The organism is Caldicellulosiruptor hydrothermalis 108, assembly GCF_000166355.1.
In the GTDB taxonomy this organism is placed as follows: Bacteria; Bacillota; Thermoanaerobacteria; order Caldicellulosiruptorales; family Caldicellulosiruptoraceae; genus Caldicellulosiruptor; species Caldicellulosiruptor hydrothermalis.
On sequence record NC_014652.1, the window covers coordinates 1,424,955 to 1,440,031 of the forward strand.

General features: G+C 35.3%; 17 protein-coding genes. All 17 read right to left on the reverse strand.

The genetic code is table 11. The annotated features are described in order from the left end of the window. Positions 1-11: 11 nt before the first annotated feature. The gene (gene spoIVB, locus CALHY_RS07065; RefSeq protein WP_013403281.1) at positions 12-1,253 is read right to left on the reverse strand and encodes a SpoIVB peptidase; all 1,242 of its coding nucleotides are present in this window, start codon (positions 1,251-1,253) and stop codon (positions 12-14) included. A gap of 76 nt (positions 1,254-1,329) precedes the next feature. Further along, entirely contained in the window at positions 1,330-2,985 is a 1,656-nt protein-coding gene (gene recN, locus CALHY_RS07070) for a DNA repair protein RecN (protein ID WP_013403282.1), read from the reverse strand. 5 nt (positions 2,986-2,990) lie between these two features. After that, on the reverse strand, positions 2,991-3,449 hold the full coding sequence (locus tag CALHY_RS07075) for an arginine repressor (protein ID WP_013403283.1): 459 nt from the start codon (positions 3,447-3,449) through the stop codon (positions 2,991-2,993). Between the two features lie 28 nt (positions 3,450-3,477). After that, positions 3,478-4,263: an NAD(+)/NADH kinase gene (locus tag CALHY_RS07080; protein ID WP_013403284.1), complete on the reverse strand. Its 786-nt coding sequence runs from the start codon at positions 4,261-4,263 to the stop codon at positions 3,478-3,480. Between the two features lie 45 nt (positions 4,264-4,308). Then, the gene (locus CALHY_RS07085; protein ID WP_013403285.1) at positions 4,309-4,653 is read right to left on the reverse strand and encodes a histidine triad nucleotide-binding protein; all 345 of its coding nucleotides are present in this window, start codon (positions 4,651-4,653) and stop codon (positions 4,309-4,311) included. Positions 4,654-4,655: 2 nt separating this feature from the next. Beyond that, positions 4,656-7,301 (reverse strand): alanine--tRNA ligase, encoded by a 2,646-nt coding sequence (gene alaS, locus CALHY_RS07090; protein ID WP_013403286.1) that lies wholly within the window; start codon positions 7,299-7,301, stop codon positions 4,656-4,658. Between the two features lie 103 nt (positions 7,302-7,404). After that, entirely contained in the window at positions 7,405-8,460 is a 1,056-nt protein-coding gene (locus CALHY_RS07095) for an AI-2E family transporter (RefSeq protein ID WP_013403287.1), read from the reverse strand. A 71-nt stretch (positions 8,461-8,531) separates the two neighbouring features. After that, the gene (locus tag CALHY_RS13750; protein ID WP_013403288.1) at positions 8,532-8,693 is read right to left on the reverse strand and encodes a hypothetical protein; all 162 of its coding nucleotides are present in this window, start codon (positions 8,691-8,693) and stop codon (positions 8,532-8,534) included. Between the two features lie 11 nt (positions 8,694-8,704). Continuing rightward, positions 8,705-9,151, reverse strand: a complete 447-nt coding sequence (locus CALHY_RS07100) for a PRC-barrel domain-containing protein (protein ID WP_013403289.1) — start codon at positions 9,149-9,151, stop codon at positions 8,705-8,707. Between the two features lie 20 nt (positions 9,152-9,171). Further along, positions 9,172-11,163, reverse strand: coding sequence for a 4-hydroxy-3-methylbut-2-enyl diphosphate reductase (ispH, locus tag CALHY_RS07105; RefSeq protein ID WP_013403290.1), 1,992 nt, complete (start codon positions 11,161-11,163; stop codon positions 9,172-9,174). A gap of 22 nt (positions 11,164-11,185) precedes the next feature. After that, complete coding sequence (locus CALHY_RS07110) at positions 11,186-11,761, reverse strand: lysophospholipid acyltransferase family protein (protein ID WP_013403291.1); 576 nt, start codon at positions 11,759-11,761, stop codon at positions 11,186-11,188. Beyond that, entirely contained in the window at positions 11,751-12,431 is a 681-nt protein-coding gene (gene cmk / locus CALHY_RS07115) for a (d)CMP kinase (protein WP_013403292.1), read from the reverse strand. The genes CALHY_RS07110 and cmk overlap by 11 nt, the downstream gene beginning before the upstream one ends. Next, positions 12,428-12,802, reverse strand: coding sequence for a chorismate mutase (gene aroH, locus CALHY_RS07120; RefSeq protein WP_041723386.1), 375 nt, complete (start codon positions 12,800-12,802; stop codon positions 12,428-12,430). Before aroH ends, cmk begins: the two co-directional genes overlap by 4 nt. A 43-nt stretch (positions 12,803-12,845) precedes the next feature. Continuing rightward, positions 12,846-13,268 carry a HutP family protein gene (locus CALHY_RS07125; RefSeq protein ID WP_013403294.1) on the reverse strand — a complete coding sequence of 141 codons (423 nt, stop codon included), beginning with the start codon at positions 13,266-13,268 and terminating at the stop codon, positions 12,846-12,848. 21 nt (positions 13,269-13,289) lie between these two features. After that, entirely contained in the window at positions 13,290-13,919 is a 630-nt protein-coding gene (locus tag CALHY_RS07130; RefSeq protein ID WP_013403295.1) for a histidine phosphatase family protein, read from the reverse strand. A 6-nt stretch (positions 13,920-13,925) separates the two neighbouring features. Then, positions 13,926-14,789: a MurR/RpiR family transcriptional regulator gene (locus CALHY_RS07135; RefSeq protein ID WP_013403296.1), complete on the reverse strand. Its 864-nt coding sequence runs from the start codon at positions 14,787-14,789 to the stop codon at positions 13,926-13,928. Between the two features lie 13 nt (positions 14,790-14,802). Next, positions 14,803-14,967 (reverse strand): YpmA family protein, encoded by a 165-nt coding sequence (locus CALHY_RS13420; protein ID WP_013290529.1) that lies wholly within the window; start codon positions 14,965-14,967, stop codon positions 14,803-14,805. Positions 14,968-15,077 lie beyond the last annotated feature (110 nt).

Sequence of the window (15,077 nt, forward strand, 5' to 3'; positions counted from 1 at the left end):
TTTTAATAAATTTATTTAATATATTTTGTGATGTTTAGCATATTATCAATAAAAACACCGTATCCTCTTTCTGGTTCCTTCAAAAATACATGAGTAACAGCTCCTACAAGTTTGTTATCCTGGATAATTGGAGAGCCGCTCATTCCTTGAACAATTCCAGATGTGAGCTGAAGAAGTCTTTTATCAGTAATCCTTATAACAAATGCTTTTGTCGAATTTCTGTAAAGAGGCAGAATTCTTTCTATTTTTATTTCAAACCTTTCAACATTCCCTGAAACCTCGCTTAAAATATATGCACTACCTACGTGAATATCCTGAAGTCGGGCAATCTCCATGCTTTGAAGGCTATTCCAAAAACTACTTTGAATTATTTTACCATAAATCCCGTATGGAGTATTAATAACCACATCTCCAACTGCGCAGTTTTCATTGATTTTGCCTACAACTTCGCCAATCTCACTTTTATCGTTTTTTCTTATATCAACTATTTCGGCTGAATAAATTTGTCCCTCTTTCACATCCAGGAGAATACCTGTGTCTATGTCTGATATGCCATGGCCAAGAGCACCAAATACCTTTCTTTTGGTATCTACAAATGTAACTGTTCCAATGCCGCTTGTGCCGTCCCTGACCCACAGTCCTATTTTGTACACACCTTCACTACTCAGAAGTGGTTTTACTTTGAACTGTTTATAGGTTTGCCCTCTTTTAATTACAAAAACTAAGAACTTGCCTCCTGATGAGTTTATGATTTTAAAAAGCTGACTGCAGTCTTTTACCTTCTGCCCATTTACATATACAATCTTATCACCTATTTGGATACCTGCTTCTTTTGCAGGAACTCGTGAAGTTGAATTACTACCATTATTTACGTAAGAATACCCTATAACAAGTATTCCGTCTGTCATAAACTTGATTCCTACAAATTTCCCAGAAACCCAGACCTTGTTTGATTCAAGAATAGAGATTTTTACCTTTTTGAGTGGTATTGAACCAATTTTTAGCTCGCATAAAACTGAAGAAACCTTCTTTGGGATATAAATCTTGTTTGTTCTGTAAAGAAATTTTATTTGCGTGCTGTTTTGAACATTCGAAGGACTTAGATTAACATTAACAAAAATAGGAGTTTTGATGGTAATAGCTTTGTCTGAGCTGTAACAAGTAAGACAATCAGGAGTAATGTAAAGATAGATGACAAAAAAGGTGGTAATTAGAATATAAAAAAGAAAAAGTCCACCTGCCAGTTTTTTCACCTGTTTAACACCTGTCAATTTAAAATTTCTAATAAGTTATCCTCTCCACCACCTTCTTAAAATATTCTTGAATACTTCAAACAAACTGAGATTTTAACTGCTTTGCATGAAGAAGAGAACTTTCTGTGACATTTTCTCCAGAAAACATCCTGGCAATCTCTCTTAGCTGCTCGTTTCCTTCAAGCTTTTTAATATTAGAAATTGTAGAGTTCTCCTTAACTTCTTTATATACATAATAGTGAGTATCTGCGGCAGCAGCAACCTGGGGCAGATGTGTAATACATATAATTTGGTGTTTCTTGGAAAGTTCTTTTAAAAGTTTTGCAAGTCTGTTGGCAACAACTCCACTCAGTCCGCTATCTATCTCATCAAAGATAATCAGCTCTATATCGTCTTTTTCTGCCACAATAGATTTTATTGCAAGCATTATTCTCGAAAGTTCCCCACCAGAAGCAATTGTATAAAGTGGCTTTAGCTGCTGACCAACATTTGTTGATATCAAAAATTCTACTTCGTCAATTCCCTCTTCGTAAAGCTCTCTTTCCAGAAAATTAACATAAAAACTTACATTCTTCATTTCAAGCTGGGAAAGTATCTCTAATACCTTTTTTTCAAACTCCTCAGATTTTCTCCGCCTGATATCCGACATCTTCTTAGAAATTTCCTCAAGTCTTTCTTTAGTTTTGCTCAAATACTCTTTTAGTTCAAGAGCTTGTTCGCTACTACTCTTAATTTGTTCCCTCTCTTCTAACAAATTTTTTCTGTACTCCAGTATCTTTTCAATTGTGCTGCCATATTTTTTCTTTAATCTGTTTATTTTATCAAGTCTGTCCACTATTTGTTCTATCTCATCTTTATTCACTTCGTAGCTCTGGCTTTTTTTGGATATAGAAAATGAGATGTCCTCGATTTCATAATACACGTTGTTCAGTCTTTCAGATATTGCCTCAAATTCCTTGTCAAACCTTGAATTTTCGTTAGCAAGTCTGATACACATCTCAAGAGAGTCTATAATTGTATTATTGATAGTATCAAGCATTTTTTCACTGTTGTGCTTGAGTTTCCAGCTGTTTTGAATAATCTCTTTTCTTTTTTCAAGTTCTGTATCTTCAGCTATTTGAGGGTTTACGCTTTCAATTTCATTTATTTGGTAGTTTAATAAATCAAGTTGTCTTTCCCGTTCCTCTTCTTTTGTTATTATCTGTTCATAAAGCCTTTTCTTCTCTTGATAGTCACGGTACAAATCCTTATACTCAGCTTTTAACTCTTCAAGTTCTTTCCCACAGAACCTATCTATGTACAAAAGTTGAATCCTTTTATCGTTTAGAAGATGAGTCTCATTCTGCCCATGAATTTCAAAGATGTGCTTGGTTATTTCTCTTAATGTTGAGAGCAATACAAACTGATTGTTAACCCTGCAGATGTTTTTACCACTGCTGTACACTTCACGGCTAACAAGCAAAAAATTATCTTCAAGAGAAATTCCCATTTGAATCAGTGCATCAAGAGTACTCTTTTTTTCAATTTCAAAAATTGCAGACACGCAGGCCTTTGAACATCCTGTTCTTATAATCTCTTTTTTAAATTTTGTTCCCAAAAGCAAGGATAAAGAGTCAATGATAATAGACTTGCCGGCACCAGTCTCACCCGTCAGTATAGTCAGACCTTTGTCAAACTCAATGTCAAGTCTATCAATTATAGCAATGTTTTCGATTAATAATCTTTTTAACATGATATCTACTCACCTTGGCTTATGATAGCTTTTATCCTCTCAACTATCTTATCAGCTGCTGCACTGCCTTTAGTTGCTATGAAAATGGTATCATCACCTGCAATTGTTCCCACAACCTCGGGCCAGCTCAGAGAATCAATGGCAGCAGCAGCACCCTGTGCAGCACCTGTAATTGTCTTTATAATAACCAGGTTATCAGCAGTGTCGTATTTGACTATTGACTCAGAAAAGACCTTGATAAGCTTTTCAGTAATATTTGCTTCTGGACCTGATAAAACTGCATATTTGTACTTCCCCGTTTCAGTCAAAACCTTGGTAAGTCTTAGCTCTTTTATATCTCTTGAGACTGTAGCCTGTGTCACATCATATCCAAGTGCCTTGAGTCTTTCAACAAGCTCTTCCTGTGTTTCTATATCTTCATTTTGAATTATTTCTAAAATCTTCTGTTGTCTTTCAGATTTCATAGCAAAATTTCACCTCTATCCTTTGCTATTACTCTTTTATTTTTTCTCTTAGAATTTCATAAAAGTTCCTTTGCTTAAGCCTTATAAGTTTTAACTTGTGTTGAGAAATCTTACATTCAACAAATTCTTCTGGCGCAAGCTCATCCACCAATCTGCCATCTACTACTACCTGAACATTTTCAGAAGATGAATTTTCCACTTTTATTGTTCTTGTGCTGCCTAGTACAAGACTTCTTGAACTCAAAGAATGAGGACAAATAGGGGTGACTAAAATCACCCCCAGCTGTGGCTCAACTATAGGTCCGCCTGCTGAAAGTGAATATGCAGTCGACCCAGTAGCTGTTGCTACTATGATACCGTCACTTCTATACTCCTGGGCAAACACACCGTCAATGTAAAGACACAGGTCCACTATGTTAAAAGTATTTCTGACAATACACACATCGTTCAGCGCAAAGAAAACCTTCTCTTTTACCTTTGCTTCAACAATGTGTCTCTCTTCAATAAAATACTCTTTCTTTAACAGATTGAAAATTGCCTTTTCAATATCATCTCCTACCTCTTCGGTAAGATACCCCAGCCTTCCACAGTTAATGGCAAGGACTGGTGTGGCTTCTATAGAAGCCTTTTCAACCACATTCAGAAGTGTACCATCTCCTCCTATTGTGATAAGGAGGTCAAAATTTTTTGCTTTTTTGTTCTCTTCATTTACCAGTAGCCAATTAACTCTGTTGTTGTTAAAAATTGATACAATATTTTCTAAGATTTCGCTACTGCGTTCTTTCTGAAAATTTACAAAAATTCCAACTACCATTTGCAAAACCATACTCCTTTATCATGGCCAAAGCAAATTGTTTATTTAACCAGCTGGCCAGGAAAATTTTCTGCCGCCAAGCAAGTGAAAGTGCAAGTGGTTAACAGTCTGGCCCCCATCAGCTCCACAGTTTACCACAATTCTGTATCCTTTCTCGTCAATTCCAAACTTTTTTGCCAATTCTTTTGCTACAACAAATACATGACCTATGAGTTCTTTGTGTTGCTGCTGGACAGCATTTAAATTTTCTATGTGTGTCTTAGGAACTATAAGGATGTGTACGGGTGCAGTGGGATTTATGTCTTTAAAAGCACAAACAAGCTCGTCCTCATACACAATCTCAGATTGAATCTCCTTATTTAAGATTTTGCAAAAGATACATTCACTCATTTTCAAGCACTCCCCTTTAATATATCTTTCAAAATATTCTCAGCTGTCTGCAATGCCATGTCTATCTTCAATACATCATTTCCACCGCCTTGGGCAAAATCTGGTCTTCCACCACCTTTTCCACCAAGTACTGAGCATACTTCTTTTACCACTTTTCCACAATCAACTCCCTTTTTAACTGCCTCTTTCGAACATGACATCAGTATTGTAACCTTGCTACCCTGCTGTATGATATTGAGCACAATTGCTTTTGAATCTCTTTCTTTAATCTTGTCAGTAAGAAGTTTTACATAGTCCATATCGTCTGTCTTTTTTCTGTTTACAATCAGCTTGAACTCACCATAATCAACCGCTTTGCTGTAAAGCGATGAAAGTTCATTTTCAACAACCAAAAGTTTATATTTTTCTACCTCGTTTTCAAGGTTTTTTATTTTGTTTTCAAGCTGTTCTATCTTCGATATTATCTCAGAATCAGTGCTGGCTTTCACTTTGCTTCTTAACTGTTTTAACGTCTGCTGGGTATTTAGAATAAACTCATAGACCTTGTTTCCAGTAATTGCCTCAATTCTTCTAACACCTGCAGCTACACTCGACTCAGATATTATCTTGAACATTCCTATCTGGCCTGTGTTATCGACATGTGTTCCACCGCACAGTTCCATACTAAAATCGCCTATTTTTATAACTCTTACCACATTTGAATACTTCTCGTCAAACAGAGCAGTTGCACCCATCCTCAAGGCACTGTCCAAATCTGTTACAATTTTTTCAACAGGGATAGCCTGTTGAATAACGTTATTGACCATCTTTTCAATTTCAATTATTTGCTCCTCGGATAACGGTTCATAATGAGCAAAGTCAAATCTGAGTCTGTCAGGGCTAACCTGCGAACCACTTTGTTGTGCGTGTTGCCCCAATATTTTCCTTAGTGCACTGTGTAAAAGATGTGTTGCTGTATGATTCTTCATTGTTGCAAGTCTCAGCTCTTCGTCTACTTTAGCAACTACACTTGACAAAACAGATATCTCACCTTTTAAAACCTTTACCTTATGAAGAATTGTTCCCCTTGGTCCTTTCTTGACATCTAAAACCTCTGCTAAAACTCCTTCACCTTCTAAAATGCCCTTATCTGCAACTTGTCCACCACTTTCTGCATAAAAAGGAGTTTTGTCTAAGATAACAAAACACACATCATCCTCTTTTGCATATGCTGTCTCTTCATTGTCCAGAAAAATCTTTAGTATCTTCGCCTCTTGTTTTAAAGTATCATAACCAACAAAAATTGTTTCAATGTCCTCATCAATGACAATGTTTATATCCTTCCACCCAGCATTTTCAAGTTCTTTTTGAGCAGCTCTTGCCCTTTCCTTTTGCTGCTGCATAAGCTCATCAAATCTCTCTTGGTCAACAATAATCCCCTTTTCTGCAGCTATCTCTTTTGTGAGGTCAAGAGGAAATCCGTAAGTGTCATACATCTTAAATACAATTTCACCATTTAAAATGGTTTCCTTGTTCTTCTTAAGCTTCTCAATCTCACTTTCAAGTATCTCAAGCCCAACATCAATTGTCTGATTGAACCTGCTTTCCTCGTTATAGAGCACTTTCTTTATATACTCAGCTTTTTGAACAAGTTCTGGATACGGATTTTTGTAAGACTCTACAACCGTGTCTACAATAAGGTGCAAGAACGCTTCTTTTTTACCAAGCATCCTACCATGTCGTGCAGCACGCCTTATAAGCCTTCTCAAAACATACCCTCTTCCTTCGTTTGAAGGCAAAATACCATCACCAATCATGAACACTGTGCCGCGAATATGGTCTGTGATGACACGAACCGATACATCTTTTTCTGCATCTTTTCCGTACTCATAGCTTGTGACTTCACATACCTTGTCACGAATAGCCTTCACTATATCAATGTCAAAAAGAGAATCAACCTCTTGCATAATTGCTGCAATTCTCTCAAGACCCATACCTGTGTCAATGTTTGGATTTTTCAACTTGTGGTATACACCATTTTCATCCTTGTCAAACTGAGTAAAAACAAGATTCCAGAACTCAACAAATCTGTCACAATCACATCCGATACCACAAGTGGGCTTGCCACAACCCTTTTCCTCGCCTCTATCAAAGTATATCTCAGAACATGGTCCGCAAGGTCCTGTTCCTATTTCCCAGAAGTTATCCTCTTTACCCATTCTTTTGATTCTATCTGGTTCTAAGCCTACCTCTTTGTGCCAAATTTCAAATGCCTCATCGTCTTCCTCATATATTGTAACCCATAACCTCTCTCTTGGAAGTTTCAAAACCTCTGTAACAAACTCCCACGCCCAGATAATAGCTTCTCTCTTGAAATAATCACCGAACGAAAAATTGCCCAGCATCTCAAAAAAGGTTGCATGTCTTGCTGTTTTACCCACTCTGTCGATATCTGGTGTTCTTATGCATTTTTGGCATGTGGTAATCCTTCGGCGAGGAGGTTCTTCAATTCCCAAAAAATATGGTTTTAGTGGTGCCATACCAGCGTTTATCAGAAGAAGACTTTTGTCATTTTTAGGAATAAGTGAAAAACTTGGCAGCCTCAAATGTCCTTTTGATTCAAAAAACTGGAGAAACTTTTCTCTTATCTCGTCTGTAGACATGTACATCTTTCAATCAGCCTTTCCTTTTGGTATTTTTTAGAAGGTAGTTTTTATAATTTTTCAATACAATCAAAATTTTATTAAAGCCAAATTACAAAGTCAACAATATTCACTCAATCTTCTCAGATTTTATCCTTTTCATGATGTTAATAAATATAATTTTTATTACTGCAGCAATAGGAATGGCAAAGAACATTGCAACAAACCCGAATATTTTGTTTGCTAAGATTATAACTATAATTATGGTAAGAGGATGAAGCCCGACTTTTGAACCAATAACTCGTGGGGATATGATAAAACTGTCAACTTGCTGAAGTAGGACTAAAAAAATTACAACCAATATAGCCTTTATGTAGGAGTCAGAAAGAGCTATTATCACTGCTGGAATACTGCTAAATATTGGTCCAAAATAGGGAATCAAATTGCCAATACCAGTTATTACACCCAAAAGAGCTGCGTATCTTACAGAAAGCAGGGAAAATCCTACAAAGCTGAGCAGTCCAACTATAAAGGCGTCAAGAAGCTGTCCTCGAATATACTGATGAAGAACCCTATTTATATCAGCAAAGATATAAAGCCCTTCTTTTCTGTATTTCTCGGGTAATAACCATTTTATCCACATGACTAACCTTTTCCAATCCCTCAGGATATAAAAAGATATAATAGGAATAAGAAGATAATACAAAATGTTAGAGGAAATACTCTTTACAATGTTTAAAAATATTGATAATGTTTGTTTGGAAATTCCTTCGATATTGATGGAATTAGCGTTTAGTATTTCTTTAATATCAATGTTTAGCTTATTCAAAAGTTTAGAATCAATCTCAAAAAACCACTTTTGAATGAGTGCTATATGTTCAGGAACGTTTTGGATAAGCTGCTTAGTTTCGCTAACAAATAAAGGAATAAAATATACAAAGACCATAATAGTGATACCAAAGATTATTGCAAAAGAAATCAGGATTGAAATATCTCTTGAGCGAACCTTTTTTTCTAAAAAATCTACCCAGGGTTTTAAGAGATATGATAAAAATAGTGCAATCAAAAACGGAATCAGAATCGGCCAGAATGCCTTCATATTAGCAAAAAAATAGATAACAATTGCAATTAGAGCTATGAACAATATGTCTGTAAAATATCTTTTCACCAAATTTATTATGTGCACTTTTAACACCTCAAATTAAAAATTATTTAAGACCTTGATAAGATATTAAAAAAGAGGGAAGAAAACCTTCCCTATCGCAAAAGCTTATTTACCATAGTCATCAGCTTTTTAGCAATCATTCTTTTTAAAAGTTTATTTTTCATGCTCCTTGGAGATGTCTGGGACAGCATGGCAGATATAATCCCGCCTACTATGCTTCCTATCAATACATGTTTTGCAGAAATTCTTTTCAAGATTTCACACCTCAGCTTAATATTTTATTTTCTCTTAATATTATTTCCTCAGGGCTCAATATTATTTTTTTATTTTTTATATAACTCCAAATACTCTCTGAAACCTGATATTCTGTTATTTTAAAGTTGTCAGAATCAAATACTATGTCAATTACAATCCCAATTAAAAACCCATTTTCATCTATCACTTCTTTCAAAAAAATTTCTTGTGCTCTTAAAAATGGAAAGCTGTCAATGGAAGTATGAATGCTGCGGACAATCAAAAGTTGATTGTTTATAGACTCAATGTCCTCTGTCGGCACATATGCGCACGATGGTATTTTAAATGAGTTTTTTACTCGTACCTTAAACCCAATCACCTTGTCATCTCTGAGTAACATGTCTTCTACTTTTCCTGTTATCTTATTATCTAAATTAAGGACGGGTTTGTTTTTCAAGATAGAAAATGAAATCTTCATAGGCTCTTAAAACATTAAATTTATTGTTCTAACTTTATATTCTTCACAAAATCAGCGAGTGTTATCACAAAGTCTTCGTTATGCTCAGTATCTATGTTTTCTTCTTCGTGCAAATCTTTTAAAGACAACGCAACCCTTCGCTTTTCTTCATCAATCTCTATAACCTTTGCTCTCAAGCTATCTCCAACTTTATATACGTTATGTGGTCTTTGGTTGTATCCAAGTGGAATATTTGAAATGTGAACAAAACCATCAACATCATGTTCTGTGATCCACACAACAAGTCCAAAAGGTAACACCTTTGTCACTTCACAGTCTACAAGCATTCCCAAATACAAGTTTTTAATCTTTTTTATCCACTCATCATCTTGAGTCTTTTTTATGCTAAGATAAATCTGTTTTTTATTCTTGTCTATATCAAGAATCTTCACCTTGACTTTCTCGCCAATTTCAAATAATTTTTTAAGGTCTGCACCTTTTTTCAAATATCCAACTTCACTTGCAGGTACAAAACCGCGCAGGTTCTCAAAATTTACCACAATGCCTTTTTGTTTTATCTCAGCAATAATGCCTTCATATTCTCTGGAAAAATCCAAAGATTCTATCTGTTTAATAAATCTCTCCTCTTCTTTTTGTTTTAGCAAAGATTTCCGACTACCAAAAGCTATCTTTTTTTCTTTGTTGACATCTGTAATTTCTATTTCAAATATCTTTCCTATATCCGAAGTTTGAAGGTCTTCACCCCACTGAGAAATTGGCACATACACATTTGTCCCTCTAAAGTCACAAACAATGCTTTTTTCTTTAATTGACTTTACAACCACTCTTACAGATTCTTTATTTTCATACTTCGAAAGCAGCTCTTCAAAACCATGAAGCACATCTGCCCGATATTTTGATAAAACCACATTTCCTTCTTCATCTGACTCTTTTATCACTACCGCTTCGATTGTCTCGCCTATCTTAAACAGGTCCTTCAAATTTACATTTCCATTCTTGATGACTTCATCCTTGTAAATTATACCCTCTGCTTTGTAACCAATATCAACAAGCACATAATCTTCCTCAACTTTTATTATCCTGCCTTTTACAACCTCACCTCTTTGCACTGTCAAAAAGTTTCTACCGATAAACCTCTCAAAATCTTTCAGACTCATTTCATTGAACTTCTCTTCCAGATGTTTTACCACCTCTTCAATCTGTTCAGGAGAAGTGGAAGCACCTGCTGTCACTCCAATGCTCTTTATATGGCTATCTAATTTTATTGAATCTAAATCTTCAACCTTGTCAATAAAAAATGTAGGTTTTATCTCCTTCAGAAGCTGATACAACTTGTTGGTATTAGAACTTTTCTTATCACCGACCACCAACATCATGTCCACATGCTTTGCAAGTTCTTGAGCTTCCTTTTGCCTGTTTATTGTTGCCTTGCATATTGTGTCAAATACTTTATAATTTGTATGAGTCTCCAAAAACTCTCTTATATCGCTCCATTTTTTACTGTCAAATGTGGTCTGACAGACAACTGCAGCTTTGCCTTCAATTTGATTAATTGCTTCTTTTACTTTTTCAATGCTATCTACAACAAAACATTTTCTATTATTGCTAACATGACCAACAATTCCTTTTACTTCTGGATGATTCATATCTCCAACAACAATTATGTCATACCCGTTTTCTGAATGTTCCTTTACTATTTCGTGAATCTTTTTAACATACGGGCATGTAAAATCATAAACTTTCTCTGCCCTTTTTTCAATCTCGGCATACTCCTCCATTGAAACACCGTGAGAACGTATAAAAACTATATCTTCCCTCCCAATTTGCTCAATATCCTCTATAACTTCTACACCTAAATCTTTCAATTTATCTATAACATAGCTATTATGTATTAACATTCCATACACCTTTATAGATTTTCCCTTATTTGCTTTTGCCCATGCCAAAACACCTTCTACTGCTCTTTGAACACCAAAGCAAAATCCAGCACTTTGTGCAACTTTAATAATCATTCTTTTTACTTCCCCTCTTTCATTATTTTAGGATAAGTTCTTTAATTTCATTCATAATTGTATCTACAATCTCTTGATTATCCATACAGTTATCTCTAAATTCCATTGGTCTTCCGATTCTCACTCTTATCCTACCAAATGGAACTATTTTCCCAGAAATACCAACTGGTAAAACTTTTACACCTGTTGCTTTAATTACAGTTGCAACTCCTTTTTCACCTTTTAAAATAATTTCTTTTGTCCTGTTTCTTTTTCCTTCCGGGAAAATACCCAGAATATTGCCAGATCTTATAACCTCTATAGCTTTTTTTATTGCTCCAATATCGCTTTTGCCTCGCTTGACAGGAAAAGCTCCAAACGCTTTGATGATTGGTGCAAGCCACCATATTCTAAAAAGTTCACTTTTGGCCATAAAATATACTCGCCTGTCGAATATAAGTATAATCAAAACTGGATCAAGATAACTTCTGTGATTTGCGCAGATAATAAAAGGACCTTCTGGTATATTTTCTTTCCCTTCAACTCTTATGAAAAAGATACACTTTAAAATGATAAAAGCAACTTTCCGAATAAGGTTGAGAAAAAAATTATACTTCATCTTTGACCACCTTGTAAAAAAGCTCTAAAACCTTTTGCAAGACCTCTTCAATTGAAAGAGAAGTCGAATCTATGACAATGGCATCCTCAGCTACTCTCAAAGGGGCAAACTCTCTTGTCATATCATTCTGGTCTCTTTTCTTTATCTCATCTAAAAGTTGATAATAGTCTACCTCATATCCTTTTTGCTTCAGTTCTAAAAACCTTCTCTTTGCTCTTTCCTCTGCCGTGGCCGTCAAAAAGATTTTTAACTCGGCATTTGGCAGAACATGAGTTCCTATATCTCTTCCGTCCATTATAACCCCTTTTTGTTTTGCTAACTCTTGCTGCATCTTTACAAGTCTTTCTCGTACTTCTCTTATTTTTGATACGTCAGATGCATACATTGAAACCTCGGGCTGGCGAATTTTTTCTGTGACATCTTCACCATCTAAAAAGACAAGCTGCCTGCCATCCACAAGTTTTATTTGTATATCAGTTGAGTTTAAAATCTCAACAATCTTTCTACTGTCATGCGGTGAGATATTGTTCTTAAGTACTTTGAGCCCAACAGCTCTGTACATTGCACCTGTATCGATATGAATATATCCAAGTTGGCTTGCTAAAAGCTTTGAAATTGTACTTTTTCCTGCCCCTGCAGGACCATCAATTGCAATGTTAATCTTCTTCATAAATCTTCACCTTTCTCATTAGTTAAGTCTTCTCTGAGTTTTGTTGCTTCTTTCAAATAAACATGTTTAGGAGTAAAGCTATTATCTCTTTGGATAAGCATAAGAAGCCTAATACACCTACTTAGCGCTCCTTCAATGTCAAGCTCTTGAGCACATATAAGAGGAATGTCCACAAATCCCATGAGTCTTGCTGCATATGCTGGAAAAGCCGATTTTAGGTCTTTGGTCATTGTAAACAAAATAAAAACAATCTCCTCTTTTTTAAGATTGTTTCTAAGCATAATTTCATTCAAAAGTTCTTGAGTACATCTGACAATCTCCTCTTTGCAATCATTCTCAACAGTTGTAGCACCTCTTATTGCAAAAACCAAGGTCATTCCCCCTACTAATCTTTTATCTTTTGCACAAAAACTTTTATATAACCCTGTGACCAAGTCCTATTGCCACCTCATTTAAATGTAAAAGTCCTATCCCAAAAAATATGGCAACTGCAACATGCTCTTCAAACCTTGCAATGCCAATCTTTCCACCCACATTAAGGCCAATTGCTTTTTGCATAATTTGAGATATCGCTTCTCTTGTTGCTCCTGCAACAGCGCCTTCCTCTTGATGTACCTCGTTTATAACACCTTCTCTTTTGGCAGCAACAACTGCTCTTTCAACAATTTTCATAACAGAGGTTATAAACTCTCCACCAAAATCTACTGCCGCACATCTTATTCCTACTTTAGAAAAATCTTCTTGAATCTTCTTTTCTTCTTGTCTGTTCTGGCTCAAGGCCATCAAAATAGCTGCTCTTGAAACGTCCTTGCTACCAAACTCCTTTTTTTCCACCACTTTATATACCCCACTTTTTATTTAAATTATTGGACGAACTTGTTCTGATGTTAAATGAGACATATCATTAAGAAGACTTAACATTGTCCTTTCTCCTTTTATATCAACAATACTCAAACTTGCATTCCCAATCCAGCACTTTTTGTAAAAATCAAGAGGAAGGTTCAAAAGATATATGATTGAAAGTTTTACTATCCCACCGTGAGTAACAACTACAATATTACTAAAATTCTTTTGCAAAATATCATCAAAAAAACTTTTAACTCTTCTCATAACAACATGCAAATTGCCTTCACCTGGGAATATGGCCTTATCGGGATTGTCTTTCCACATCAAGTATGTCTGAGAGTATTTCTTTTCAAGCTCATCAAAGCTCAACCCTTCCCACTCGCCAAAATTTATCTCATTGAGTTTTTCAGAAGTTTCAAATAAAGTCTGGGGATGATAAGATTTTATATAACTTGCCGTAGTATAAGCCCTTTTTAATGTACTTGAAAATATTATATCAATCTTTTTATTTTTAAGCCTCTCAGCAATCTTTTTTGCCTGTTCAATACCAGTTGAATTGAGTTCTGTATCGATTGAACCCTGAACAAGGTTGAGCTTATTCCAGTCGGTCTCACCATGTCTTACTAAATAAATTCTTTTCAAGCTGCATCACCTGTTTTCCTTTTCATAGACCTGAAACTCGTCCCATATTTCTTCAAGTTTTTCAAGTGTCTTTGCAACCTCTTCTTTTTTTCTAAGACCTGTCGCAACAATTAATGCGTTTATTACACTTAAAGGTGCTACAAGCGAATCAGCAAATGATACCATATCACTCCTGCAAATGAGAACATAGTCACTATACTTGCACAGAGGTGATATTTTGCTATCTGTAAGCGAAACTATCTTAGCACCCTGTTTTTTTGCGTACTGCAAAACCTTTAAAGTGCGCTTTGAATACCTCGGAAAACTAATACCAATTATTAAATCATCACTTGTAATTCTAAATACCTGTTCGAAAATATCACTGATGCCACTTGTTGTGATAACCTTGACATTATCCAAAATCATATTCAAATAAAAACCTAAAAAATCAGCCAGTGCTGCTGAACTTCTGATTCCAATAATGTATATCCTTTTTGCATTTACTATCTCATCCACAACCTGGTTAAAAATATTTTCGTCTATCTGCTCCAATGTCTGCTTTATCTTGTCCATGTCAGAAAGGAGAACACTTTTTAAAACCTCTTTTTCGTTTATTCTGCTTGCAGAAAGTTCTACCCTCTGCACTGATGTAAGCTTGCTTTTCATAAGCTCTTGCAAAGCTCGCTGGAACTCAGGGTAACCTTCAAAGCCAAGCCTCTCAGCAAATCTTACAACAGTAGATTCACTTACACCAACTGAATTGCCAAGCGCAAGTGCTGTCATATATGCTGCTTTTTCTCCATGTTCTAAAATAAACTGAGCAATTTTCTTCTGCCCTTTACTAAACTCTGGCATAAGCTCAATTATCCTGGCTTCTAAATCGTGGGTCATCTTACATTTCTCCTTATGTTTGGTATATGCTTATAACAATCTTATTGTGGCTTCTTGAAAGCCCCACAATAATATTTTTGTCTTTCAAGCTTTTGTTAAGAAAGTCTATTATCTTATAGATTGGAACATTTTCTTCAAATTCCATTGAAGAGATAAGTTCAAGTTTTTCATTTTCCATTTTTAAATCCCACATCCTGTTCTTTTTATTATTCTTTATTAATTATATCACAATGCTTATGTTCTTATAAGAGCATCTTTAAAAGAAAAAAAGGAAGAACACTATTTTTT